The organism is Streptomyces sp. NPDC001339 (assembly GCF_042895955.1).
Taxonomy (GTDB): Bacteria; Actinomycetota; Actinomycetes; order Streptomycetales; family Streptomycetaceae; genus Streptomyces.
Genome location: NZ_JBIAWT010000007.1, coordinates 258,327 through 282,670, shown reverse-complemented (window position 1 = coordinate 282,670; position 24,344 = coordinate 258,327). Strand labels below are relative to the sequence as shown.

The following is a 24,344-nucleotide window of genomic DNA, read 5'->3' as shown; positions in this document are numbered from 1 at the left end:
GCTATGTCTGTCTGATATGCGGGTCCGGTGGTGGACCGGACTACCTACTTGATCAGGTAGATCGTGGCGAAGAGGCCGATCCAGACGACATCGACGAAGTGCCAGTAGTAAGACACGACGATGGCCGCGGTGGCCTGCGTGTGGGTGAACCTCTTGGCCGCGTACGTCCTGCCCAGGACCAGCAGGAAGGCGATCAGACCGCCCGTCACATGCAGTCCGTGGAAGCCGGTGGTCAGGTAGAACACCGAGCCGTACGGGCCGGACGAGAGCGACAGGCCCTCGTGCTTGACCAGCTCGGTGTACTCGAAGACCTGACCGCCGATGAAGATCGCACCCATGACGAAGGTGACCACGAACCACGCGCGGAGCTTCTTGACATCGCCGCGCTCGGCCGCGAAGACGCCGAGCTGGCAGGTCAGCGAGCTGAGCACCAGGATCGTGGTGTTGGTCGCGGAGAACGGAAGGTTCAGCGCGTCGGCCGATTCCTTCCAGTACTCGGATCCGGTCACCGATCGGAGGGTGAAGTACATCGCGAAGAGGGCCGCGAAGAACATCAGCTCGGAACTCAGCCAGATGATGGTTCCGACGCTGGTGAGGTTCGGCCGATTGACCGTCGGGTGCGCGTGCCCGGTTTCTACTGTCGTTGCTGTCGCCACGACCGACATTATGTCGGTCGCTTATCCCGCCCTCACTCCGGGGGGTGCCGTTCGGTGTGTCAAGGGCGTATGCCCTGCTCTTACGGCCCATTTCCGTCATCGCTCGAAGGGGGGAAGCGGGGGCTCCGGGGACGTCCGCGGGGGCCGTGGGGGCCGGTTCTGACGGGCCGTCGGGAAGATCCCGGACCGGTCCGGCCCCTGCTGCGGGCCGCTGTTGCGGGAGTAGCATCCGGCGCATCCGTACCACCCGATGCTGTGCCGCTACGAGAGCGTGGAGGAACGATGCAGGCGACTGCCACGGTGCTGGTCTACAGCGACAACGCGGGCACCCGCGAGCAGGTCCGGCTGGCGGCCGGACGGCGCCCCGCCGCCGATGCCCCGCAGATCGAGATCCTGGAGTGCGCCACCGCGCCGGCGGTCCTGGCGGCCCTGGAGCAGGGCGGCATCGACGTCTGCGTACTGGACGGCGAGACCGCGCCGGCGGGCGGGATGGGCGTCTGCCGGCAGATCAAAGATGAGATCTTCCAGTGCCCGCCGGTCCTGCTGCTGATCGGCCGCCCGCAGGACGCCTGGCTGGCCACCTGGAGCCGGGCGGACGCCGCGGTGCCGCATCCGATCGACCCGGTGGCCTTCGCCGACGCCCTGGCCGGCCTGCTGCGCCGTCAGCACCTGGCGGGGGTGTGAACGGGCGCTGAGCACGTCCCCGGTGGCCGCCCCGGAGGGCGCCGCGGAGGGCGCCGCGGAGGGCGCCGCGGAGATCCGTCAGAAGCACCCTAGATCTCCGGGCGCAGGCGGGCGTCAGCGGCGGGGTTCCGGTCCTGCTGGGCCGCTCCTGTGGTGCTGCCCGCCTTGCCCTTCAGGGCGCTGCCGGCGCGCCACTCCTGCCAGGGCATGTTCCAGTCGCCGAAGCCGTTGCCGAACGGTGCCATGGTGTCGCCGCTGCTGTTGATCACGGTGACGACGTCGCCGACCCGCACGGTGTTGAAGAACCACCGGGCGTTGCCGGTGGACATGCCGGTGCAGCCGTGGCTGACGTTCGCCGCGCCCTGCGATCCGACGGACCAGGGTGCGGCGTGGACGTATTCGCCGCTCCAGGTGACCCGGGTGGCCCAGTAGACCGGCAGGTCGTAGGCCTCCGAACTCCCGGCCGCGATACCGACGGTCGAGCTGCGCATCCGTACGAAGCTCTCCTTGCCGAGGATGACCTTGACGCCGTTGCGGGTGGAGAAGCCGGGTTTGCCGGTGGTGACCGGAAGGCTGTTGATCACCTGGCCGTTGCGCTTCACCGTCATCTGGTGGCTCGCCGCGTCGGTGACGGCCTCCACGCGGTCGCCGGTGGTGAGCTTGACGGGCTTGGAGACGCCCCCGTAGAGGCCCTTGGCGATCTTCAGGCCGGCGAGATTGCTGTGCACCGAGACGGTCGCGTGGGCGGGCCAGAACTCCTTGGGGCGGAAGTGCAGCTTCTTGTCGTCCACCCAGTGCCAGGAGCCCTCGACGCGCGGCATGGAGTCGACCTTCAGGGCGCTCTCGACGAGGGCGCGTGCCCGGGGGTCCTTGACGGGCTTGCTCAGCTCGGCGGTGACCGGCTGGCCGACGCCGTACTGGCCGCTCTCCGGGCCGAAGACGGCGGTCAGCTGGCCGTCGGCGCCCTTGGTGTGGACCACGAACGTCTTGCGGCCGGGGGCGCCGTCCTCGTCCTCGGTGCTGACCCGGACGGTGTAGCGGGTGCCGGCGGCCAGGGGGGCCGTGGTGCGCCAGTGCCTGCCGTCGGCGCTGAGTTCGCCGCGTACGGAGCGTCCGGTGGCATCGGTGGCGGTCACATCCGTGATCCGGGCCTCGTCGTCCGTGACGGAGACCTCCAGCGGGGTGTCGGGGTCCGCTTTCCGCTGTCCGTCCGGGGTGTTCGCGGTGATCTGGTCGTCCGCGTCGTAGGGATTGCCGGAGAGCGAGTTCGAGCCCCCGCAGGCGGCGGTGCTCACCGCGAGGGGCACGAGCAGGAGGCCGCAGCTCAGCACCGTCCGGGTTCGAGGTCTGTAGCTCATGCCCCAAAAGTACGAAGAATCACCTTTCCCGGCGCGTCGGAGGACTGCAAACGGGTGCCCCCGAGGCCTCCGAACGGAGCGGGCCCGGACACCTATTGGGGTGTCCGGGCCCGCTCCACGGCGTGTCAGCCGTGCGGTTCTCGCCTGGTGTGCTTACCGCGTCCTACTGCGTGCGGTTCTCACCGTGGTAGTACTCGAACACCCAGCCGAAGAGACCCACGAGGATCACCGGCAGGGAGAAGTACAGCAGCCAGAAGCCGAAGCAGACCGACATGAAGGCGAGCGCGCCACCGACGGCCAGGGCCAGCGGCTGCCAGCTGTGCGGGCTGAAGAAGCCCAGCTCACCGGCGTCGTCCGAGACCTCGGCGTCCTCGTTGTCCTGGGCCCCCGCGTCGACCCGCCGGGCCGTGAAGGCCAGGTAGTAGCCGACCATGATGCACAGGCCGAAGGAGAGGAACAGTGCGGTGGTACCCGCCGGCTCCTTCGACCAGACGCCGTAGACGATCGCCATGGCGAGGATGAAGACGCTCAGCCAGATGAACAGCTTGCCCTGGATCTTCACTTGCCCGCCTCCTTGCCGCCGGCGAGGGACTTGTCGGCCTCGGCGCCGTGGCCGCTGTGCAGCGCGTCGAGCGCGGCGATCTCCGGGTGGTGCAGGTCGAATGCCGGGGATTCGGAGCGAATACGCGGCAGGGTGAGGAAGTTGTGCCGCGGCGGCGGGCAGGACGTCGCCCATTCCAGCGAACGGCCGTAGCCCCACGGGTCGTCGACGGTGACCTTCTCGCCGTACTTCGCGGTCTTCCAGACGTTGTAGAAGAACGGCAGGATCGACAGGCCCAGCAGGAACGACGCGATCGTGGAGATGGTGTTCAGCAGCGTGAAGCCGTCGGACGCGAGGTAGTCCGCGTAACGCCGCGGCATGCCTTCGGCACCCAGCCAGTGCTGGACGAGGAAGGTGCCGTGGAAGCCGACGAACAGCGTCCAGAAGGTGATTTTGCCGAGGCGCTCGTCGAGCATCTTGCCGGTGAACTTCGGCCACCAGAAGTGGAAGCCGGAGAACATCGCGAAGACGACGGTTCCGAAGATGACGTAGTGGAAGTGCGCCACGACGAAGTACGAGTCCGAGACGTGGAAGTCCATCGGCGGCGACGCCAGGATCACACCGGTCAGACCACCGAACGTGAAGGTGATCAGGAAGCCGATCGCCCACAGCATCGGCGTCTCGAAGGACAACGACCCCTTCCACATCGTCCCGATCCAGTTGAAGAACTTCACACCGGTCGGCACCGCGATCAGGAATGTCATGAAGGAGAAGAACGGCAAGAGCACGCCGCCCGTGACGTACATGTGGTGCGCCCACACCGTCACCGACAGACCCGCGATCGAAATCGTCGCCGCGATCAGACCCATGTAACCGAACATCGGCTTCCGCGAGAACACCGGAATGACCTCGGAAATGATGCCGAAGAACGGCAGCGCGATGATGTACACCTCGGGATGCCCGAAGAACCAGAACAGGTGCTGCCAGAGCAGCGCACCGCCATTTGCGGCGTCGAATACATGGGCACCGAATTTACGGTCCGCCTCCAGGGCGAACAGCGCGGCGGCCAGCACCGGGAAGGCCAGCAGGACCAGCACACCGGTCAGCAGCACGTTCCAGGTGAAGATCGGCATCCGGAACATCGTCATGCCCGGCGCACGCATGCAGATGATCGTCGTGATGAAGTTGACCGAACCGAGGATCGTGCCGAAACCGGAGAAGGCCAGACCCATGATCCACATATCGGCACCGACACCCGGCGAGCGGACCGCGTCCGACAGCGGGGAGTAGGCGAACCAGCCGAAGTCCGCCGCACCCTGCGGGGTGAGGAAGCCGGCCACCGCGATCAGCGAGCCGAAGAGGTACAGCCAGTAGGCGAACATGTTCAGCCGCGGGAACGCCACGTCGGGCGCGCCGATCTGCAGCGGCATGATCCAGTTCGCGAATCCGGCGAACAGCGGCGTCGCGAACATCAGCAGCATGATCGTGCCGTGCATCGTGAACGCCTGGTTGAACTGCTCGTTCGACATGATCTGCGTGCCGGGACGAGCGAGCTCGGCGCGCATCAGCAGCGCCATCGCGCCACCGATGCAGAAGAACACGAACGACGTGATCAGGTAGAGCGAGCCGATGGTCTTGTGGTCGGTGGTGGTGAGCCACTTGACGACCGTGTTACCGGGCTGCTTCTTGCGTACGGGCGGTGCTGCCGGAGCCGTTTCGGCGGCGGCACCCTGAGGTTCGTTGAGGATGCTCACTGGTTCTTGGTCTCCGCGTTCTTGGCGTGCTCCGTCTGTGCGATGCCCGCCGGGAGGTAACCGGTCTGGCCCTTCTTCGCCAGCTCCTTCAGGTGCTCCCGGTACTTCTCGGGGGAGACGACCTTGACGTTGAAGAGCATCCGGGAGTGGTCGACGCCGCAGAGCTCGGCGCACTTGCCCATGAAGGTGCCCTCCTTGTTGGGGGTCACCTCGAAGACGTTGGTGTGGCCCGGGATGACGTCCTGCTTCATCAGGAACGGCACCACCCAGAAGGAGTGGATGACATCACGCGAGGTCAGCACGAACTGGACGGTCTCGCCCTTCGGCAGCCACAGAGTCGGGCCGGGGCTGGGGTTGCCCGGCTCGCGGGTGCCCGGGATGCCCGTGTCGTAGACGCCCTCGGCACCGGCCGGCGCGGTCTTCTTCCACTTGTCCGGGATCGCGTCGAGCGCGCTGGAGTTGATGTTCGTGGTCGACTTCTTGCCGTCCACGTCCTCCAGGTAGTTGAACGCCCAGCTCCACTGGAAGCCCACCACGTTGATCACGTGGTCCGGCTTCTTGGAGGTCTTCAGGAGCGCGCTCTCATCACGTGCGGTGAAGTAGAACAGCACCGAAATGATGATGAAGGGGACGATCGTGTACAACGCCTCGATCGGCATGTTGTACCGGGTCTGCGCGGGGACCTCCACCTTGGTCCGGCTACGGCGGTGGAAGATCACACTCCAGATGATCAGGCCCCACACCAGCACGCCCGTTGCGAGGGCGGCGGCCCAGGAGCCCTGCCAAAGAGTAAGGATCCGCGGCGCCTCGTCGGTGACGGGCGTCGGCATACCGAGGCGGGGGAAGTCCTTGTATGTGCAACCAGTAGCGGTCGCCAGGACCAGGCCCGCAGCAAGCACCTGCGGCAGCTTCCGCCGCATCGGGCGCCGCGACGAGCGGTCGGAGCCGTTGGGACTCACGTAGCGCCTTCCCGAGAGTCTCGCCCGCGCGGTCGGCTGCGGCCTTACTCGCTGGTCGGTCGCCGCCCTGCGTCGGGCAGGGGTTTGGATGTTTATGCGGACCAAACCCTACTGGACGCTATTTGGGGTCGCGCGGGGAGGGTGCCCAACGCGCCGCGACGCGCCCCGAAGGGGTGGCCGGGTGCCCCGCGAGCCGCCGTCCGGCCCCTCGAATACCGGCCCCCACCTGCCATCTGACGGCGCGCCCGGAAGCCGCGGGGCAGTGGCGCGGACGGGCTCCGGACGGCCGCGCCGACGGGTTCCGGGCGGCCGGAGCGTCGGGCTCCGGGCAGGGACGGCAACAGGCTCCGGGCCGGGACGGCGAGGGGCTCCGGACCGGGACGGCGAGGGGCTTCCGGTGCGGGCGACGACGGGCTTCTCGTGCGGGCGGCGACAGCCGCCTGGCGGGGGTGGCGACAGCCGCGGGCAGGGGGTGGCGACGGCCGCAGGCAGGGGGTGGCGACGGCCGCCTGGCGGGGGCCGGGCTGGGCTAACGTCTCGTACGTGCCCTACTTTGACGCCGCCTCCGCCGCTCCCCTGCACCCCGTCGCCCGCGAGGCCCTGCTCGCCTCGCTCGACGAGGGCTGGGCCGACCCGGCCCGCCTCTACCGCGAGGGGCGCCGCGCCCGGCTGCTGCTGGACGCCGCGCGGGAGGCCGCGGCCGAGGCGATCGGCTGCCGTCCGGACGAGCTGGTATTCACCCCATCGGGGACACGGGCGGCGCACACGGGAGTCTCCGGTGCGCTGGCCGCCCGCCGCCGGGCCGGCCGCCTGCTGCTGCACTCCGCCGTCGAGCACTCCTCCGTCCTGCACGCCGTCGAGGCGCACACGGCGGCCGGCGGCACCCGCCGAGAGCTGACCGTGGACCGTACCGGCCGGGTGGCGGCCGAGGACGTCGCCGGCGCGCTGACCCCGGACACCGCGCTGGTCGCCCTCCAGTCCGCCAACCACGAGGTGGGCACCGAACAGCCGGTGGAAGAGGTGGCCGCGCTCTGCCAGGAGGCCGGGGTGCCCCTGCTGGTGGACGCCGCGCAGTCGCTGGCCTGGGGGAAGGTGCCCGGTGCCTGGTCGCTGCTGACGGCGAGCGCCCATAAGTGGGGCGGCCCGCCCGGGGTGGGGCTGCTGGTGGTCCGTAAAGGCACCCGGTTCGCGCCCCAGGGGCCCGCGGACGAGCGGGAGTCGGGCCGGAGCGCGGGGTTCGAGAACATCCCGGCGATCGTGGCGGCCGCGGCCTCACTGCGGGCGCTGCGGGCCGACGCCGGGACCGATACCGAGGCGGCGCGGCTGCGGCGGCTGGTGGACCGGATCCGTACGCGGGTCCCGGAGCTGGTGCCGGATGTCGAGGTGGTCGGCGATCCGGTGCACCGTCTCCCGCACCTCGTCACCTTCTCTTGTCTCTATGTCGACGGAGAGACTCTGCTGCACGAGCTCGACCGCGCCGGCTTCTCCGTCTCCTCCGGATCGTCCTGTACGTCCAGCACCCTGACGCCGAGCCATGTGCTGCGGGCGATGGGCGTGCTGTCCGAGGGGAACGTCCGGGTCTCCCTGCCCTACGGAACGGCCGAGGCGGAGGTGGAGCGGTTCCTGGAGGTACTGCCGGGGGTGGTGCGGTCGGTCCGGGAGCGGCTGGGAGTGCCGGCCGCCGCGGCGGAGTCCCCCGAGCCCGCCGAGCCCGCCGCGCCCGCCGAGTCCCCTCGGCCCACCGAGCCGCCGGGCGTGGTCGTCGACTCCCTCGGGAAGCGCTGCCCGATCCCGGTCATCGAGCTGGCGAAGGCGATCGACCAGGTGCCGACGGGCGGGACGGTGACGGTGCTCTCGGACGACGAGGCCGCCCGGCAGGACATCCCCGCCTGGTGCACGATGCGAGGGCAGGAGTACGTGGGCGAAGTGGCCGAGCGGGCAGCCGAACGCGGCGCCGCTTACGTCGTGCGGCGCCGCGTCTGAGCAGATCTGCCGGTCTGCTGAACTATCCGGTCTGCCGGTCTGCCGATCTACCGGTCTGCCGGCCGGATCGGACCGCCGGATCGGACCGCCGGATCAGACCAGGTGGTCCCGGACCTCGGCCGCGGCCTCGTGGCCGTACGCCTTGGTGAAGCGGTCCATGAAGTGGCTGCGGTGCAGCTCGTACTCCTGGGTGCCGACGGTCTCGATGACCAGCGTCGCCAGCATGCAGCCGACCTGCGCGGCCCGCTCCAGGCCGACGCCCCAGGCCAGACCGGACAGGAAGCCGGCGCGGAAGGCGTCGCCGACGCCGGTGGGGTCGGCCTTCCGCTTCTCCTCCGGAACCCCGACCTCGATGGTCTGCTCGCCGACCCGCTCGATACGGACGCCGTTGGAGCCGAGGGTGGTGACGCGGGTGCCGACCTTGGCGAGGATCTGCTCGGCAGTCCAGCCGCTCTTCGACTCGATCAGGCCGCTCTCGTACTCGTTCGAGAAGAGGTAGGTGGCGCCCTCCATGAGGGTGCGGATGTTGTCGCCGTCCATCCGGGCGATCTGCTGGGAGAAGTCGGCGGCGAAGGGGATGCCGCGGGTGCGGCACTCCTCGGTGTGCCGGATCATCGCCTCGGGGTCGTCCGCGCCGATCAGGACGAGGTCCAGGCCGCCCACCCGCTCGGCCACGTGCTGGAGCTCGATCAGCCGGGCCTCGCTCATCGCGCCGGTGTAGAAGGAGCCGATCTGGTTGTGGTCGGCGTCGGTGGTGCAGACGAAGCGCGCGGTGTGCAGGACCTCGGAGATGCGGACGGAGCGGGTGTCGACGCCGTGGCGGTCGAGCCAGGCGCGGTACTCCTCGAAGTCATTGCCCGCGGCGCCCACCAGGATCGGCTCGATGCCGAGCTGGCCCATGCCGAAGCAGATGTTGGGGGCGACCCCGCCACGGCGGACATCGAGCTGGTCGACCAGGAAGGAGAGGGAGACCGTGTGCAGCTGGTCGGCGACCAGCTGGTCGGCGAAGCGGCCGGGGAAGGTCATCAGGTGGTCGGTGGCGATGGAGCCGGTGACTGCGATACGCACGGCGGGTCTGCTCCTGCGGAAGGCGGAGGGACGGGCGGACGTGGAGCAACGCTACCCCGCTGGAGGCGTGGCTACCCGGTCATCCCGGCCACGCGGAACGATGGAAACTACCCAATGGTAGACGTTTCACCCCGGTATGCGACGTCGTGCGGTGCCTGCATGACCAAGCCCGCGGCTCCTCCGGCCGGATCTGTGAGGGGCATCACACCGCGCGTCGCCGCACCGAAGGGCCGCTGAGCTGTTCGGGGCCATTCAGGTGCCGCGCGGGAGCTCGCAGGGACGCGGGGGCTCGCAGGGAACCGTGCGCGCCCCCGCTCCGTCCCATCGGCGTCCACCCACCAAGGGCGGCACGTCAGATGTTCAGCGGAAGATGTTCAGCGGAGCTGAAGGAGCGATGCGGTGAACACCGAGGACACCCCCCGGAACCCGGACTCCCCGGATTCCCCGGACTCTCCGGACTCCCGGGACCACCCCAAAGAACGCGGGCGGCGCAGCCCGGCGCTGGTCGCCTCGGTGGCAGCCGCGGTACTGCTGGCCGGGGGCGGCGCGGCGTACTGGGCCTCGTCCGCGTCGGGGCGCGACGACACCGGAGCGGGCGCGGGTACGGGCTCCGCGGGCCGGACCGATCCCCCGCCGCTCGCCCTCGACGGCTACACGGGCGGATCCACAGGCGGCTCCACGGGCGGATCCACGGGCGGATCCATCGCGGTCGGTGAGCCCAATCCGCAGGGCGCGAAGTACCGGGCCGTGGCGGAGCTGCCCGACGGGCCGGGCTCCGCGCCCGTCTACCGCCCCAAGGGCGAGATCAGCCGGGAGTCGGTGGAACGGCTGGCGAAGGCGCTGGATGTGGCCGGAAAGGTCCGGTCGGAGGGCGCCACCTGGAAGGTCGGCGAGGCCACCCCGGACGCCCGTGGGCCTTTCCTCCAGGTGAACAAGACCGGCTCGGGCTCCTGGACGTTCTCGCAGTACGGCACGCCCGGCGGCACCCACTGCGCACTGCCCGCCTCCCCCAAGCCCCCCAAGGGCGGTACGGGCCAGCAGGGCGCGGGCGGCGCCGCGTCGAGCCGGCCCGGCTGCCCCTCGTACCGCGGCGGCGCGGACGCCACGGCCCAGGACGACGCCAGCGGCAAGGACGCGGTGTCGCCGGAGAAGGCCAAGGAGGCGGTACGGCCGGTGCTCGCGGCGCTCGGTCAGCAGAACGCCCGGCTGGATACGAGCGGACTGTCCGGCGCGGTGCGGATCGTGACCGCCGACCCGGTACTCGGCGGACTGCCGACGTATGGCTGGCAGAGCGATCTCCAGGTCGGCTCGGACGGCCAAGTGGTCGGCGGCAGCGGCCAGTTGGCGCAGCCGGCGAAGGGTGCGGTCTACCCCGTACTGAGCGCCGGCAAGACACTGGACCAGCTGAACTCGGGTGGCGGCCGCACACCGGCCGGGTGCCCCTCGGTGCCCGCCCCGGACGCCGCGAAGGGCGGAAAGGGCGGGATCGCGCCCTGTGAGCCGGCGCCGACGAAGGGGCAGAAGCCGGCCGAGGTGACCGGCGCGCGCTTCGGGCTCGCGGTGCAGTACGTGAACGGCGGCCCGGCGCTGGTCCCGTCATGGCTCTACACGGTCCGCCAGGCGCACGCCGGAACCGGCCCGGACGCCGCCACGACGACCGTCGCGCACCCCGCGGTGGACCCGAAGTACCTGGCGCACAAGGCTCCGGCCCCCAAGGGCCCGTCCGGGAAGCCCGGGGCGATGGCGCTGGAGTCGTACGCCGTGGGGGACGGCGAGCGGAAGCTGACCGTGCACTTCTGGGGCGGCGTGTGCAGCGTCTACTCGGTCAGCGCCGAGGAGTCCGCCACGGCGGTGAAGGTCACGGTCACCGGCCGGGACAAGGAGCCGGGTCAGGTCTGCGTGAAGATCGCCAAGGAGTTCACCAGGACCGTCACGCTGGAGCGGCCGCTGGACGGCCGGAAGGTGATCGACGTGTCGACCGGGCAGGCCGTACCGAAGCTCTGACCGGAAGGCAGTGCCCCTGTACGAGGAAGGCGGCGCCCCAAGGGGACGCCGCCTTCTCCACGTCTGTCGCCGTACGGGCTCAGCTGAAGGAGTCGCCGCAGGCGCAGGAGCCCGTGGCGTTCGGGTTGTCGATCGTGAAGCCCTGCTTCTCGATGGTGTCGACGAAGTCGATGGAGGCACCGCCCAGGTAGGGGGCGCTCATACGGTCGGTGACGACCTTGACGCCGTCGAACTCCTTGACCACGTCGCCGTCCAGCGAGCGCTCGTCGAAGAAGAGCTGGTAGCGCAGGCCGGAGCAGCCACCGGGCTGAACGGCCACCCGCAGCGCGAGGTCCTCCCGGCCTTCCTGCTCCAGCAGGCTCTTGACCTTCGACGCGGCCGCGTCGGACAGGATGATGCCGTCGCTGACGGTGGTCTTCTCGTCCTGCACGCTCATCTACATCTCTCCCGGGTTGTACGGACCGCTTGCCATCGGTTGCCTCAGGGAGAACCGATGGCGTCCCGGATTAATTCCGGCTCGCGCACTTGTCTTCCCATGCTCGCACACCGACAGGCGGGAACTGGTGGCCGATCGCACGCACCGGGGGCTGGTGCGTCACATCGACACTATGGCCATCGTCAAAGTGACGTGAAGCGGCTATGATAGATAGCGTCAAATAGACGAAAAGGCATGCGCCCCGGATCGCGGCGCGTGCCTCCACGCTGTCCGCAGAGACCGCAGAGAAGAGAGGGTGCGTGTCGTGACCACCGCCCAGCCCCTGGACGTCCAGCCGACGCCGCTGGCGCTGCTCCTCCTCGGCCGTGAGGCCGACCCCAGGAGCGAGCGCGGTGTGGAGTGCCCCGGCGACCTGCCGGCCCCCTCGGACCCCGACCTCGTCGCCCGCGCCCGCGCGGCCAAGGAGAAGCTCGGGGACAAGGTCTTCATCCTCGGGCACCACTACCAGCGCGACGAGGTCATCGAGTTCGCCGACGTGACCGGTGACTCCTTCAAGCTGGCGCGGGACGCCGCGGCCCGGCCGGACGCCGAGTACATCGTCTTCTGCGGCGTGCACTTCATGGCCGAGTCGGCCGACATCCTCACCGGCGACGACCAGCACGTCATCCTCCCCGACCTGGCCGCCGGCTGTTCGATGGCCGACATGGCGACCGCCGAGCAGGTCGCCGAGTGCTGGGACGTCCTCACCGAGGCCGGGATAGCCGAGCAGGTCGTGCCGGTCTCGTACATGAACTCCTCCGCCGACATCAAGGCCTTCACCGGCAAGCACGGCGGCACGATCTGCACCTCCTCCAACGCCAAGCGCGCCCTGACCTGGGCCTTCGAGCAGGGTGAGCCCGGCTCCACCAAGGTCCTCTTCCTCCCGGACCAGCACCTGGGCCGCAACACCGCCGTCCGCGACATGGGCCTGTCGCTGGACGACTGCGTGGTCTACAACCCGCACCGGCCTAACGGCGGCCTGACCGTCGAGCAGCTGCGGGCGGCCAAGATGATCCTGTGGCGGGGCCACTGCTCCGTCCACGGCCGCTTCTCGCTCGACTCCGTGAACGACGTCCGCGCGCGCATCCCCGGCGTCAACGTCCTGGTCCACCCCGAGTGCAAGCACGAGGTCGTGGCGGCGGCGGACTACGTCGGTTCGACGGAGCACATCATCCAGACCCTGGAGGCCGCCCCGCGCGGCTCGAAGTGGGCCATCGGTACAGAGCTGAACCTCGTCCGCCGCCTGGCGAACCGTTTCGCTGCGGACGACAAGGAGATCGTCTTCCTCGACAAGACGGTCTGCTTCTGCTCGACCATGAACCGCATCGACCTCCCCCACCTGGTCTGGGCCCTGGAGTCGCTGGCCGCCGGCAAGACCGTCAACCGCATCGAGGTCGACAAGGAGACCGAGAGCTTCGCCAAGCTGGCCCTGGAGCGGATGCTGGCCCTGCCGTAGCGCATCCCCGGTGCATCCCCGGGTGGGGAGGTCCTCCGGGGGACCTCCCCACCCGCTGCCCGCCCCACCCCGAACGGTTGCGAAGTTCTCTCGCCTGGAGTTCGGATCCCGACTGCCCTTACCGTCTGTATCGCCACAGTCGCTCTGCGGCATGTGAGTTCAACGGAGGCTTGCCGCCCCCTCGTTGAGCACGGGATCAGCCGAAAGACCGGGAGTCGGAGCAGATGACGTTCACACCCAAGTCCCTGACGCCGTACGTATCGGCCCGGCATTACTTCGGCTCCGAACAGCGCCGCCACCGGGAGGAGGCGAAGCTGTCGCTGGTGCAACTGGCCGGCATCGTGAACTCCAGCAAGAGCCAACTGGCCCGGGTCGAGACGGCGGAGCTGATGCCGCCGCCGGAATTGCCGTCGGCGCTGGATGCGGCGTTCGGTACGGGCAAGCACTTCTACGGCCTGTATCAGCTGGCCAGGAAGGAGACGCATCCGGACCAGTACCGGCGGCTTCTGGACTTCCAGGCGCAGGCAGAGGCCATCGAGGTCTTCGAGACGCAGTTCGTGCCTGGGCCGCTACAGACCGAGGCGTACGCTCGCGCCCTGCTCAGCCTCCCTCCCGACGTTACGCCGGAGATGATCGAGGAGCGTGTGCAGGCTCGGCTCGCCGGTCAAGAGCAACTGCGTTCCGCTGCGTCCAGGCGGCTTTGGGCGATCCTGGACGAGGCGATCCTCTGCCGCCCTGTTGGCGGCCCCCAGGTCATGCACGCACAGCTGAACGCATTGCTTTCACAGGTCGATACGCCGACCCGCACGATTCAGGTGCTCCCCTTCGAGCACGGCGAACACGTGCTGATGGCGGGCCCGCTGTGGCTCGTGAAGTCCTCGGTCGGGCAAACGGTGGCCTGGGAAGAGAGCCATGTCGACGGCCGCCTCTTCGAGGACCTGACAGATGTGAATCGCCGTGTGGCGCTCTACGACAAGCTTCGGGCATACGCTCTGTCACCACGGGATTCTGCGGAGAGGATCCGGAAGGCGATGGAGAGGTACCTGCCATGCGAGTAAGCCCCGAGCTGGGCAACGCCACTTGGCGTAAGAGCAGCTACAGCAACACGGAGAATGCGGGCTGTGTCGAGGTCGCCGACGGCTCCCCCAGCATCGTCCCCGTACGGGACAGCAAGAACCCGCACGGCCCCACTCTGGCCATATCGGCCCCGGCCTGGACGGCCTTCGTCGAGGCGATCAAGTCCGGTCGCTGAAAACGCAGTTCAGCCCGTCCCGGTGAAGTCGTCGGGACGGGCTGAACCCTTGTTGTGCTACACGCCCGCCGGTTCCGGCGTGCGGTCGGTCTCCTCGGGCTGTGCGTCGCCGGCCCTCCCCGCCCGCTTGGCGGCCTTCTTCTTCGCCCGGCGCTCCTTGCGGAGTTCGATCATCGCGTAGAGCGTCGGGACGAGGAGGAGGGTGAGGAGGGTGGAGGTGATCAGACCGCCGATCACGACCACGGCCAGCGGCTGGGAGATGAAGCCGCCGTCGCCGGTGAGGGACAGCGCCATCGGCAGCAGCGCCATGATCGTGGCCAGCGCGGTCATCAGGATCGGGCGGAGGCGGTGGCGGCCGCCCTCGATGACCGCCTCGACGACGCCGTAACCCTGGGCGCGGTACTGGTTGATCAGGTCGATCAGCACGATGGCGTTGGTGACCACGATGCCGATCAGCATCAGCATGCCGATCATCGCCGGGACGCCCATCGGGGTGCCGGTGGCGACCAGCAGGCCGACCGCGCCGGTGGCCGCGAAGGGGATGGAGACGAGGAGGATCAGCGGCTGGATCAGCGACCGGAAGGTGCCGACCAGGAGCATGAAGACGATCGCGATGGCCGCCAGCATGGCCAGGCCGAGCTTGGAGAAGGCCTCGGACTGGTCCTGGGAGACACCGCCGATCTTCGCGGTGGCGCCGTCCGGCAGCTTCAGGCCGTCGATCGTGCTCTGCAGTTTCGCGCTGACCGCGCCGGTGTTGTCGCCGGTCGGCTTGGCGGTGATGGTGGCCGAGCGGGCCCCGTCGGTCCGGGTCATCCGGACCGGGCCGGGCACGGTCTCGACGGTGGCGATGCTGCCGAGCTTCGCCGGGCCCGCCGACGTCGGGACGGACAGGTTCCGCAACTCGTCCTCGGTGGTGGCCGGGTGGGCCGCCTTGATGACGATGTCGCGCTCGGTGTCGTCCAGGACGGCCGTGCCGCTGGGGGTGCCGCGGACCGCCTGGGCGACCGCCGCGCCGAGCGTGGCCTGGTCGTAACCGGCCGCGGCCGCCTTGGCGTTGGGCGTCACGGAGATCCGCGGGACGCTCTGCGCGAGGTCGCTCTGGACGTCGGTGACGTCGTCGAGTCCGGCGACGGCCTTACGGACCTGCTCACCGGCCTTCTTCAGGACGTCGGCGTCGCCGGCCTTGACGACCACGCTGAGATTCTGGTTGCCGAAGCCGCCGCCTCCCGCAGCGACGGTGGTGTCGCCGATCGCCGGGCCGAGCTTGTCGAGCGAGGCCCGCAGGTCGTCGGTGACCTTGCCGGAGTCCGCCGCGTCCTTCAGCCGGACCTGGTAGGAGGCCTGGTTGGCGCCGGTGCCGCCGCCGAAGGCCGCCATGAAGCCGGAGGAGCCGATGGTGACCTGGTAGTCGGCGATGTCGTCGTTGGCCGCGAGCAGTTTCTCGACCTTCTTGGCCTGAGCGTCGGTCGCCCCGAGGCTGGTGCCGGGCGTGAGCTCCTGCTTGAGGGTGAGGGTGTCCTGGTCGCCCTGGTCGAAGAAGTTGGTCTTCAGCAGCGGGCCCATGCCGAACGTCCCGATGAGGATGACGACGGCGATGACCAGGCTGGTGACCCGGCGGCGGGTGGCGAAGCGCAGCACCGGGACGTAGAGGCGCTGCAGCGGGCTGCGGGTCTCCTTCTCCTCGGCGGCGCGGCGCAGTTCGTCGGCGCCGGCGCCCGAGCCCTCAGATGTCACAGCCTCCGGGGCGCGCAGGAACCAGTACGAGAGGACCGGGACGACCGTCAGGGAGACGAGCAGCGAGGCGAGCAGGGCGACGGTCACGGTCAGCGAGAAGGAGCCGAAGAGCGCGCCGACCATGCCGCCGACCACACCGATCGGGAGGAAGACCGCGACCGTGGTGAGGGTGGAGGAGGTGATCGCTCCGGATACTTCCCGCACCGCGGCGAGGATGGCCTCGCGGCGCTCCTCGCCGTAGCCCAGGTGCCGCTTGATGTTCTCCAGGACGACGATGGAGTCGTCGACGACGCGGCCGATCGCGATGGTCAGCGCGCCGAGGGTGAGCATGTTGAGGGAGAGGTCACGGGTCCACAGCACGATGAGCGTGATGACGACCGAGAGCGGGATGGAGACCGCGGTGACCAGGGTCGAGCGCAGGCTGAGCAGGAAGACCAGGATGACGATGACGGCCATGACGAGGCCGAGCAGGCCCTCGGTCGTCAGCGACTCGATGGACTTCGAGACCGCCGGGCCCTGGTCGGAGACGACCGTGACCTCGGCGCCCTTGCCCAGGTCCTGACGGATCCGGTCCAGCTTGTCCTTGACCGCGTCGGAGATCGCGACCGCGCTGCCGTCCTGGTCCATGGTCACCGTCACGGCGAGGCTGGGCTTGCCGTCGGTGCGGGTGAGGGAGGTCGGGGTGGCCTGCTCCTCCTTGACGGTGGCGATATCGCCGATCCGGACCGGCTCGGCGGACCGTCCGGCGGCCGCTCCCGCACCCGCACCGCCCGCACCCGCGCCGCCGGCGCCCGGGGCCGGGGCCACGGTCAGGTCCTTGATCTGGGCGACGGAGGTGAGGCCGGCGCCGACCTGCACGGTCTTGCTCTTCCCGTGCTCGGCGAAGGATCCGGCGGGCACCGACGTCCCGCCGGCCTTGAGGGCCTGACCGAGCGCCTGGGTGGTGAGCCCGGCGGCGGCGAGCTTCTCGTCGTCGGGGGTGACCGCGACGATCCGGTCCTGGACGCCGCTCACGGTGACCTGGCTGACGCCGTCGATGTTCTTCAGGTCCGGGACCACGCTGCGGCGCAGCTGGTCGGCGAGGGCCTGCTGGTCCTTGGTGGAGGAGGAGGCGGCGAGGACGACGGTCGGGATGTCGTCCGTCGAGCCGGCCACGACCTGCGGGTCGACGTCCTTGGGCAGCTTGGCGCGGGCGCGGTTGACGGCCTGCTGGACATCGGCGACCAGACGGTCGGTGTCGTTGCCGTAGTCGAACTGCGCCATGATGACGCCATTGCCCTCGCTCGATGTCGAGGTGACGCTCTTGATGCCGTCGACCGCCTGGACACCGTCCTCCAGCGGCTCGATCACCTGCTTCTCGACGACGTCGGGAGAGGCGCCCTGGTACGGGGCCAGCACGGAGACCATCGGAAGGTCGATGGAGGGCAGGAGCTGCTGCTTGAGCTGGGGTATCGCGATCGCGCCGAAGACGACCGCGACGATCGACATCAGCGCTATCAGGCCCCGTTGTACGAGGCTGAGGCGGGACAGCCAGGACATGGGTGGGGGTTCTCTCTTCTGTTGCGGAGGCGGTGCTACGTGCTGAGGGCAGACGTTGTCTGTGGCAGACCTGTCCATGGCAGACCTGTCCATGGCAAGGACGTCAGGCCCGCGCGGGCCCGGTGGCAGGACCTTTCACCGGCCCCGTTTTCCCCTTCGACTTCACCTTCGCCCATGGCCGGACCGGTTTTCCTCGCTCGCAGGTCGGTTTCCGGCCCCGGCCCGTACCGCGTTCGCAGTAGGGGATTTCCCGGCCTCTACTGCGCCCGTGGGCGTACCAGCCCCGACTCGTACGCGATGACCACCAGCTGGGAGCGGTCGCGGGCGCCCAGTTTCGCCATCGCGCGGTTGACGTGCGTCTTGACCGTGAGCGGGCTGACCGCGAGCCGCTCGGCGATCTCGTCGTTGGAGTGCCCGCCGGCCACCAGTACCAGCACCTCGCGCTCCCGGCCGGTCAGCGCCGCCAGCCGCTCCGCGCCCGGGACGCCGGGCCCGCCGTCGCCCGAACTGCCGCCCTGGGCGAGGAACTTGGCGATCAGGCCCTTGGTCGCGACGGGCGACAGCAGCGCCTCACCGGCGGCCGCGATACGGATCGCCCCCAGCATCTCGTCCGGCTCGGCGCCCTTGCCCAGGAACCCGCTGGCGCCGTTCCGCAGCGCCTCCACCACGTAGTCGTCGACCTCGAAGGTCGTCAGGATCACCACCCGGACGTCGGTGAGCTCCGGGTCCTCGGTGATCATGCGGGTCGCGGCGATGCCGTCCACCCCCGGCATCCGGATGTCCATCAGCACCACATCGGGCCGCTCGGCCTTCGTCAGCTCGTACGCCCCGGCGCCGTCCGAGGCCTCCCCCACCACCCGCATATCCGGCTCGGAATCCACCAGCACCCGGAACGCACTGCGAAGGAGCGCCTGGTCGTCGGCGAGGAGGACCTTGATCGTCATGCTGTCTCCCCCGTGCGGACGGTCTGGAGCGGAAGGGTGACCCGTACCTGGAAGCCGCCGGCCGCGCGGGGGCCCGTGGCGACCGTGCCGCGCAGGGCGGAGACGCGTTCGCGCATGCCGATCAGGCCGTGGCCGCCGCCGCTGCCCTCCGGCCCGCCGTCGTCCGCGCCGGGCTCCGTGGCAGGCCGGTCACCCGGCTCCACAACCGGCCGGCTGCCGCCCTTCTGGCGGGGGACGCCGGCCCGGCCCGCGCCGTCGTCCAGGACGGTCACGGTCAGCGCCGTCCTGGACCGCACGATCCGGACCGTGGCGCGGGCGCCCTTCCCGGCGTGCTTGTGGACGTTGGTGAGCGCCTCCTGGACCACGCGGTACGCGGTGAGGTCGACGGAGGCGGGCAGCTGCCCCAGCTCCTCCGGGACGTCCAGGTCGACGGGGAGCCCGGCGCGGACGAAACCCTCCGTGAGCGGGTCGAGGAGGCCCAGGCCCGGGGCGGGCTCGGTGGGAGCCGTCGGGTCGTCGGACTGCCGCAGCAGGCCGACCGTGGCGCGGAGCTCGTCCAGCGCCGAGCGGGACGCCTCGCGGACGTGCGCCAGCGCCTCCTTCGCCTGGTCGGGCCGGCTGTCCATGACATGGGAGGCCACGCCCGCCTGGACGTTGACCAGGGCGATGTGGTGGGCGACGACATCGTGCAGCTCACGGGCGATGCGCATACGCTCCTCGGCGACCCGGCGGCGGGCCTCCTCCTCACGCGTCCGCTCGGCCCGCTCGGCCCGCTCGCGGATGGCGTTCACATAGGCCCGGCGGCTGCGGACCGCGTCGCCGGCCGCCGCGGCCATGCCCGTCCAGGCGAAGATCGCGATGTTCTGCTGCGCGTACCAGGGGCGGGGCCCGTAGAGCAGCGCGGAGGCGGTCAGTACGACGACGGTCAGCGCGCCGATCCGCCATGTCGTGGGGCGGTCCGTCCGCGCGGCGAGGCTGTAGAGCGCGATCACCGCGGCGGCGGCCACCGGGGCGCGCAGATCGCCGTCGCGGGCGACCAGTCCGACGAGGGTCAGCGCGCCCGTGACGGCCAGGACCGTACGGGGCAGCCGGCGGCGGAACACCAGGGCGGTGCAGGCCAGTGCCGCCAGCACCACGGTCGTCGCGGTGAGGTGCTCGGGCGCGAACCGCGGACCGTGGACGCGGTGCGGGTCGACCACCGCACCGCCCAGGATGCACGCGAAGGCGGCCACCGCCAGGGCGGCGTCGAGCGCCAGCGGATGCCTCCGGTGCCACTGGAAGCGGCCGACGGCGCGGGGCCCGTCCGGACCGGGGTCGAGGAGACTCACAAGAGCACACGGTAGCGCCCCGGTCCGAGGGCGGGCCGGGGCGCGGTGTCCGTAGGGAAGTGCGCGGTGTGCGGAATGCGGTGTGCGGTATACGGACGGATGTGTGGTGGTGCGGATGGTGCTGTCAGGCGGCCGTGATGCGCTGGAAGGGCATGGCGGGCGGGCCGCCGGGGGTGGTCAGCCCGGGAGTGGTGTGGTCAGCCCGGGATGAGGCCGTCGTCGCTGAGCATCTCGCGCACCTCGTCGAGCGAGGCGGACTCGGGCGGGAGGATCAGCTCCGACGGCTCCAGGGCGTCGTCCGGCAGGGGCTCGCCCAGCCGGCGTACCGCGTCCAGCAGGGCACCGAGCGTGCGCCGGAAACCCTCCTGATCGCCGCCCTCCATCTCCTCGAGCAGCTCGTCGTCCAGCTTGTTGAGCTCGATGAAGTGGGAATCGGCCACCTTCACCTGGCCCTCCCCCATGATCCGTACGATCACGACGGTCTCCCTTGTCCGGTGTCCCGACGATCTCAGTGAGCCGGCTCGGCCAGCGGTCGCAGAGCGGTCCCCTGCGAGGCTAGCCGCCGCCGGCCGTCACTGCTTGTCGAAACGCGGCTGTTGCTGCTGCGGAGCGGGCTGGGCCTGGCCGCCCTGGCCGCTCTCCAGCGCCTGCTTGCCGGCCGACGGGCCGCCCGACAGCTCGGCCTTCATCCGCTGCAGCTCCAGTTCGACATCGCTGCCGCCGGAGAGCCGGTCCAGCTCGGCGGTGATGTCGTCCTTGGCCATACCCGACGGGTCGTCCAGCGCGCCGGACGCCATCAGCTCGTCGATGGCACCGGCCCGGGCCTGGAGCTGTGCGGTCTTGTCCTCCGCACGCTGGATCGCCAGGCCGACGTCCCCCATCTCCTCGGAGATGCCGGAGAACGCCTCGCCGATACGGGTCTGCGCCTGGGCGGCCGTGTAGGTGGCCTTGATCGTCTCCTTCTTCGTACGGAAGGCGTCGACCTTGGCCTGCAGCCGCTGCGCGGCCAGCGTGAGCTTCTCCTCCTCGCCCTGCAGCGTCTGGTGCTGCGTCTCCAGGTCCGTGACCTGCTGCTGCAGCGCGCTGCGCCGGGTCAGCGCCTCGCGGGCCAGGTCCTCGCGGCCGAGCGCCAGCGCCTTGCGGCCCTGGTCCTCCAGCTTGGCGGACTGGCCCTGGAGCTGGTTGAGCTGCAGCTCCAGGCGCTTGCGGGAGGTCGCCACGTCGGCGACGCCGCGACGTACCTTCTGCAGCAGTTCGAGCTGCTTCTGGTACGAGTAGTCGAGGGTCTCGCGCGGGTCTTCGGCCCGGTCCAGGGCCTTGTTGGCCTTCGCGCGGAAGATCATCCCCATCCGCTTCATGACACCATCGCTCATGGGCCTCGCGCGCCCCCTTCTGACCGAGTCGCCTCGGGCTTCGGCTCCAGCACATCTACAGACCCCACAGTACGGGCCCTGGTTCCATTACCGCACTGTTCGCGCCCGGATGCGCTCCTCCTCCAGGACGATCGCGCAGTGCGTCTCCTCCCCTGCAAGGAGTAGGGGGGCTCCGGGGCGGGGGTGCTCCGCCCATTCTGCCGGGGGGTGTTCCCGGTTCCGTCCGCGCTGCGTCCGGGTTCCGTACGGGTTCCGTACGGGTTCCCTACGGGACCTGTCCGAGGTCCTTTCCGGGGTTCTTTCCGGGGTTCTGTCCAGGGCGCTGCTCCGGCCGGATCCGGTCGGGTCCGGTAGGGCGCGGGGTGCGGACGGGGTCTGCGGCGGCGGCCGTTGCCGGGGGCCGTTGCCGGATCGTGGCCGTCGGATCCTGGACCGGGCACCGCGAGCACGTACCCTTGGGCATTGTGTTCCGAAGCCGTTCGAAGGATGAGCAGGCCGCGCCCGCCAAGGTGACCGCGGACCAGCCCCAGCAGCCCCGCGACCCGCAGGCCCCCAAGGGCCGTCCGACGCCCAAGCGAAGTGAGGCCCAGGCGCACCGCCGGACCCGCGCGCACACGCCGGCCAACCGCAAAGAGGCGGCGAAGGCCCAGCGGGAGGCCCGCCGCGCCGATATGGCCCGTCAGCGGGAGGCGCTGGCCAACGGCGACGAGCGGTATCTGCCGGTCCGTGACAAGGGGCCGGTGCGCCGGTTCGCGCGCGACTACGTCGACTCGCGCTGGAGCGTCGCGGAGTTCTTCCTCCCGATGGCCGTGGTGATCCTGGTGCTCACCATGGTCCGGGTGCCGTCGATCCAGAGCATCGCGCTGCTGATGTGGCTCGTGATCATCGTGCTGATCGTGCTCGACTCGGCACTGATCTGGTTCCGTCTGGGCAAGCTGCTGCGGGAACGGTTCCCGAACGACAACCTCAAGGGCGTGAAGCCGTACGCGGTGATGCGGACGCTGCAGATGCGGCGGCTGCGCCTGCCCAAGCCGCAGGTCAAGCGGGGGCAGCGGCCGTAGTGGCGGCGAGCTCGCAGAGGTGACGTGACTGCCGGCCAGGTCCTGAGGATCCGGCCGGCAGTTCCATGACCGGCGGCCCGCGCCGCCGCGTCGTGCTCAGTCGTGGTCGTGCTCAGTCGTGCTCAGCTGTCGCCGTCGGCCCCGTGCAGGCTCATCGGGTAGATCTTCGTGCCGTCCTCGTAAAGGCAGACCCGGTCGACGCCGCCGTCGAGGAGCGCCCTCCACTGCTCGCCGATCCAGGTCTCCGCGTCGCCCTGCGTGGTGAATTCCTCCGGTTCCACAGCCGGCTCCGTCTCCGTGCCGTCGGCCTTCTCGAACCGCCACGTCCACGCCATGTACGCCTCCTGGATCCCACCGGGTACGTGTGTGCCAGGCGGACCGCGCCCGGGCGCACCCCGCCATGTCGTGCTTCCGTGCTGATCGGCAGCTTAACGGCCGTGTTCCCGTACGCCGTGCCGAGCCGGGGCAGGAGCCGTTGGTGGTTGCGCTTCACCCATGCCCCACCCCTCCACAGCCGTGTTCCCGTACGCCATGCCGAGCCGGGCAGGAGCCGTTGGTGGCTGCGCTTCACCCATGCCCCACCCCGCCATACGGGAACATGCCGCACTGGACTGGCCGTGTCGAGAGGTGCCCCCGCCGCGCCCACCGGGGAACGACGCGAGAAACTCGGCGGTGTGGATGTGACTCTCCTCGGCACCGGGGCCCCGCGGGGGCTGCCGCGTCCCGACTGCCCGTGTGCCGCGTGTGCGACCGCCGTCGGCGACGAGGCGCGGGCGGCGACCGCGCTGCTCGTCGACGGTGCGCTGCTGCTCGACCTGACACCGGGCCCGGCCTTCGCGGCCGCCCGGGCCGGGAAGTCGCTGGCGGGCGTGCGTCAAGTGCTGCTCTCCCATCCGCACGACGGACCGGCGATGGAGGTGCCGGCCGGGCTGCCCACGCCGGGCCGGGTCGCCGACGGGCGGGAGCTGGCCCTCCTGGACGGGCACCGGGTGCGGGCCGTCGCCGTGGACATCCCCGGTACCGGGTACGAGATCTCCGGCCCGGAGGGCGAGCGCCTGCTGTACCTGCCCCCGGGGGCGGCACCGGCCGGCCTGAACAGCAACAGTGTCCCCGGTACACCCGGCGGCCCCGCGGGCCCGGACGGGGACGGGCCGTACGACCTGCTGCTGCTCGATGTGCTGGGGCGGCCGGACGCGCTGGCTCGGCTGCGGGCGGGCGGGGCGGTGGACGCGGCGACGGACGTGGTCGCGGTGCATATCGACCACGGTGTTCCGCCGGGGCCCGAGCTGCACCGGAGGCTGGCCGCGGTGGGCGCCCGTACGGTGCCGGACGGCAGCTCACTGGTGGTCGGGGAGTATCACGCGGTACCGGATCTGCCCCGGCGCACGCTGGTGCTGGGCGGAGCGCGCAGCGGCAAGTCGGTGGAGGCGGAGCGGCGGCTGGCGGCCTTCCCCGACGTGGTGTACGTGGCGACCGGGGGCGCCCGGGGCGGCGACGCGGAGTGGGCCGAGCGGATCGCGCTGCACCGCGAGCGGCGGCCCAGCGGGTGGCGGACCGTGGAGACCTGCGATCTGGTGCCGCTCCTGAAGGGCACGGAGCCCCCGGAGGGGACGGAGGCCCCGGAGGCCGGCGCGGGCTCAGGGAACGGGCGGCCGGGCGGCGGTACCGCACCCCTGCTCATCGACTGTCTGGCGCTGTGGCTGACGCACGCGATGGACGAGGTCGGGGCGTGGGATGAGGCGGTGTGGGAGGCCGGGGGCCGGCGGGCGCTGCACGAGCGGACCGATGCGCTGGTGGCGGCGGTGCGGGCGACGCGCCGGCCGGTGGTGGCGGTCAGCAACGAGGTCGGGTCGGGGGTGGTGCCGGCGACCGCGGCGGGCCGCCGGTTCCGCGACGAACTGGGGCGGCTGAACGCGGCGTTCGGCGCGGAGTGCGAGCAGGTGCTGCTGGTGGTGGCCGGGCAGGCGCTGGCGCTGCGCGGCTGAGTGTCCGTCCCCGCCGACCCGCCGGTCCGTGGCTCTCGGAGACCCCCTCGGAGACCCCCCGAAGACAAGACCCCCTCGGAGACCCCTCGAAGACCCCTCGGAGAATGACGGGCGCTTGCGCTGCGCGGCTGAACGGCGCCCGCCGGAGCCCGTGTCCGCTTGCCCCGGCGGCGCGGCGGCGGGTGCTCTG

The 24,344-nt window shown here is 70.6% G+C and carries 21 protein-coding genes; 8 read left to right on the top strand and 13 right to left on the bottom strand.

The window, feature by feature from the left end:
- Positions 1-44 precede the first annotated feature (44 nt).
- Positions 45-665, bottom strand: coding sequence for a heme-copper oxidase subunit III (locus tag ACFY12_RS22160; RefSeq protein WP_390717569.1), 621 nt, complete (start codon positions 663-665; stop codon positions 45-47).
- 273 nt (positions 666-938) lie between these two features.
- Between ACFY12_RS22160 and ACFY12_RS22155 the strand changes: the two genes are divergently transcribed.
- Positions 939-1,340: a hypothetical protein gene (locus tag ACFY12_RS22155; protein ID WP_390717568.1), complete on the top strand. Its 402-nt coding sequence runs from the start codon at positions 939-941 to the stop codon at positions 1,338-1,340.
- Between the two features lie 89 nt (positions 1,341-1,429).
- Here ACFY12_RS22155 and ACFY12_RS22150 read toward each other — a convergent pair whose 3' ends face one another.
- The 4 genes from ACFY12_RS22150 to coxB form a co-directional block, all read right to left on the bottom strand.
- Positions 1,430-2,698, bottom strand: coding sequence for an Ig-like domain-containing protein (locus ACFY12_RS22150; RefSeq protein ID WP_390717567.1), 1,269 nt, complete (start codon positions 2,696-2,698; stop codon positions 1,430-1,432).
- 163 nt (positions 2,699-2,861) lie between these two features.
- Positions 2,862-3,260, bottom strand: coding sequence for a cytochrome c oxidase subunit 4 (locus tag ACFY12_RS22145; RefSeq protein ID WP_390717566.1), 399 nt, complete (start codon positions 3,258-3,260; stop codon positions 2,862-2,864).
- The gene (ctaD, locus tag ACFY12_RS22140) at positions 3,257-4,993 is read right to left on the bottom strand and encodes a cytochrome c oxidase subunit I (RefSeq protein WP_390717565.1); all 1,737 of its coding nucleotides are present in this window, start codon (positions 4,991-4,993) and stop codon (positions 3,257-3,259) included. The genes ACFY12_RS22145 and ctaD overlap by 4 nt, the downstream gene beginning before the upstream one ends.
- On the bottom strand, positions 4,990-5,952 hold the full coding sequence (coxB, locus tag ACFY12_RS22135) for a cytochrome c oxidase subunit II (RefSeq protein ID WP_390717564.1): 963 nt from the start codon (positions 5,950-5,952) through the stop codon (positions 4,990-4,992). Before coxB ends, ctaD begins: the two co-directional genes overlap by 4 nt.
- Positions 5,953-6,495: 543 nt before the next feature.
- On the opposite strand from coxB, the gene ACFY12_RS22130 reads away from it, so the two are divergent.
- A complete protein-coding gene (locus tag ACFY12_RS22130; RefSeq protein ID WP_390717563.1) occupies positions 6,496-7,935 on the top strand; it encodes a cysteine desulfurase/sulfurtransferase TusA family protein in 1,440 nt (479 codons plus the stop codon).
- A 93-nt stretch (positions 7,936-8,028) separates the two neighbouring features.
- Here the strand turns inward: ACFY12_RS22130 and ACFY12_RS22125 are convergent, their stop codons facing one another.
- Positions 8,029-9,003: a carbohydrate kinase family protein gene (locus tag ACFY12_RS22125; protein ID WP_390717562.1), complete on the bottom strand. Its 975-nt coding sequence runs from the start codon at positions 9,001-9,003 to the stop codon at positions 8,029-8,031.
- Positions 9,004-9,402: 399 nt separating this feature from the next.
- Between ACFY12_RS22125 and ACFY12_RS22120 the strand changes: the two genes are divergently transcribed.
- Positions 9,403-11,007 (top strand): hypothetical protein, encoded by a 1,605-nt coding sequence (locus ACFY12_RS22120; RefSeq protein ID WP_390717561.1) that lies wholly within the window; start codon positions 9,403-9,405, stop codon positions 11,005-11,007.
- A gap of 79 nt (positions 11,008-11,086) precedes the next feature.
- On the opposite strand, the gene erpA is transcribed toward ACFY12_RS22120, so the two are convergent.
- Complete coding sequence (gene erpA / locus ACFY12_RS22115) at positions 11,087-11,443, bottom strand: iron-sulfur cluster insertion protein ErpA (RefSeq protein ID WP_066935495.1); 357 nt, start codon at positions 11,441-11,443, stop codon at positions 11,087-11,089.
- 295 nt (positions 11,444-11,738) lie between these two features.
- Here erpA and nadA point away from each other — a divergent pair, with 295 nt between their 5' ends.
- The 3 genes from nadA to ACFY12_RS22100 all read left to right on the top strand — a co-directional run bounded on the left by nadA (position 11,739) and on the right by ACFY12_RS22100 (position 14,190).
- Positions 11,739-12,938, top strand: coding sequence for a quinolinate synthase NadA (gene nadA / locus ACFY12_RS22110; RefSeq protein ID WP_390717560.1), 1,200 nt, complete (start codon positions 11,739-11,741; stop codon positions 12,936-12,938).
- A gap of 224 nt (positions 12,939-13,162) precedes the next feature.
- Positions 13,163-13,996, top strand: coding sequence for a helix-turn-helix domain-containing protein (locus ACFY12_RS22105; RefSeq protein ID WP_390717559.1), 834 nt, complete (start codon positions 13,163-13,165; stop codon positions 13,994-13,996).
- Positions 13,987-14,190: a DUF397 domain-containing protein gene (locus ACFY12_RS22100; protein WP_390717558.1), complete on the top strand. Its 204-nt coding sequence runs from the start codon at positions 13,987-13,989 to the stop codon at positions 14,188-14,190. Before ACFY12_RS22105 ends, ACFY12_RS22100 begins: the two co-directional genes overlap by 10 nt.
- 57 nt (positions 14,191-14,247) lie before the next feature.
- On the opposite strand, the gene ACFY12_RS22095 is transcribed toward ACFY12_RS22100, so the two are convergent.
- The 5 genes from ACFY12_RS22095 to ACFY12_RS22075 form a co-directional block, all read right to left on the bottom strand.
- Positions 14,248-17,463: an efflux RND transporter permease subunit gene (locus ACFY12_RS22095; RefSeq protein ID WP_390717557.1), complete on the bottom strand. Its 3,216-nt coding sequence runs from the start codon at positions 17,461-17,463 to the stop codon at positions 14,248-14,250.
- Positions 17,464-17,720: 257 nt separating this feature from the next.
- Entirely contained in the window at positions 17,721-18,407 is a 687-nt protein-coding gene (locus tag ACFY12_RS22090; protein ID WP_390717556.1) for a response regulator, read from the bottom strand.
- Positions 18,404-19,735, bottom strand: coding sequence for a sensor histidine kinase (locus ACFY12_RS22085; RefSeq protein WP_390717555.1), 1,332 nt, complete (start codon positions 19,733-19,735; stop codon positions 18,404-18,406). The genes ACFY12_RS22090 and ACFY12_RS22085 overlap by 4 nt, the downstream gene beginning before the upstream one ends.
- A 197-nt stretch (positions 19,736-19,932) precedes the next feature.
- Positions 19,933-20,211, bottom strand: a complete 279-nt coding sequence (locus ACFY12_RS22080; RefSeq protein ID WP_390717554.1) for a hypothetical protein — start codon at positions 20,209-20,211, stop codon at positions 19,933-19,935.
- A 96-nt stretch (positions 20,212-20,307) separates the two neighbouring features.
- Complete coding sequence (locus ACFY12_RS22075; RefSeq protein ID WP_390717855.1) at positions 20,308-21,093, bottom strand: PspA/IM30 family protein; 786 nt, start codon at positions 21,091-21,093, stop codon at positions 20,308-20,310.
- Positions 21,094-21,572: 479 nt separating this feature from the next.
- Here ACFY12_RS22075 and ACFY12_RS22070 point away from each other — a divergent pair, with 479 nt between their 5' ends.
- Complete coding sequence (locus ACFY12_RS22070) at positions 21,573-22,169, top strand: DUF3043 domain-containing protein (RefSeq protein WP_390717553.1); 597 nt, start codon at positions 21,573-21,575, stop codon at positions 22,167-22,169.
- A 122-nt stretch (positions 22,170-22,291) separates the two neighbouring features.
- On the opposite strand, the gene ACFY12_RS22065 is transcribed toward ACFY12_RS22070, so the two are convergent.
- The gene (locus ACFY12_RS22065) at positions 22,292-22,504 is read right to left on the bottom strand and encodes a hypothetical protein (protein WP_390717552.1); all 213 of its coding nucleotides are present in this window, start codon (positions 22,502-22,504) and stop codon (positions 22,292-22,294) included.
- Between the two features lie 339 nt (positions 22,505-22,843).
- On the opposite strand from ACFY12_RS22065, the gene ACFY12_RS22060 reads away from it, so the two are divergent.
- The gene (locus tag ACFY12_RS22060) at positions 22,844-24,154 is read left to right on the top strand and encodes a bifunctional adenosylcobinamide kinase/adenosylcobinamide-phosphate guanylyltransferase (protein ID WP_390717551.1); all 1,311 of its coding nucleotides are present in this window, start codon (positions 22,844-22,846) and stop codon (positions 24,152-24,154) included.
- The last annotated feature ends 190 nt before the right edge of the window (positions 24,155-24,344 follow it).

Coding starts and splice junctions, on each gene's coding strand:
- ACFY12_RS22160 (WP_390717569.1), bottom strand. CDS start 665: ATGTCGGTCGTGGCGACAGCAACGACAGTAGAAACCGGGCACGCGCAC.
- ACFY12_RS22155 (WP_390717568.1), top strand. CDS start 939: ATGCAGGCGACTGCCACGGTGCTGGTCTACAGCGACAACGCGGGCACC.
- ACFY12_RS22150 (WP_390717567.1), bottom strand. CDS start 2,698: ATGAGCTACAGACCTCGAACCCGGACGGTGCTGAGCTGCGGCCTCCTG.
- erpA (WP_066935495.1), bottom strand. CDS start 11,443: ATGAGCGTGCAGGACGAGAAGACCACCGTCAGCGACGGCATCATCCTG.
- ACFY12_RS22105 (WP_390717559.1), top strand. CDS start 13,163: ATGACGTTCACACCCAAGTCCCTGACGCCGTACGTATCGGCCCGGCAT.
- ACFY12_RS22100 (WP_390717558.1), top strand. CDS start 13,987: ATGCGAGTAAGCCCCGAGCTGGGCAACGCCACTTGGCGTAAGAGCAGC.
- ACFY12_RS22095 (WP_390717557.1), bottom strand. CDS start 17,463: ATGTCCTGGCTGTCCCGCCTCAGCCTCGTACAACGGGGCCTGATAGCG.
- ACFY12_RS22090 (WP_390717556.1), bottom strand. CDS start 18,407: ATGACGATCAAGGTCCTCCTCGCCGACGACCAGGCGCTCCTTCGCAGT.
- ACFY12_RS22075 (WP_390717855.1), bottom strand. CDS start 21,093: ATGAAGCGGATGGGGATGATCTTCCGCGCGAAGGCCAACAAGGCCCTG.
- ACFY12_RS22065 (WP_390717552.1), bottom strand. CDS start 22,504: ATGGCGTGGACGTGGCGGTTCGAGAAGGCCGACGGCACGGAGACGGAG.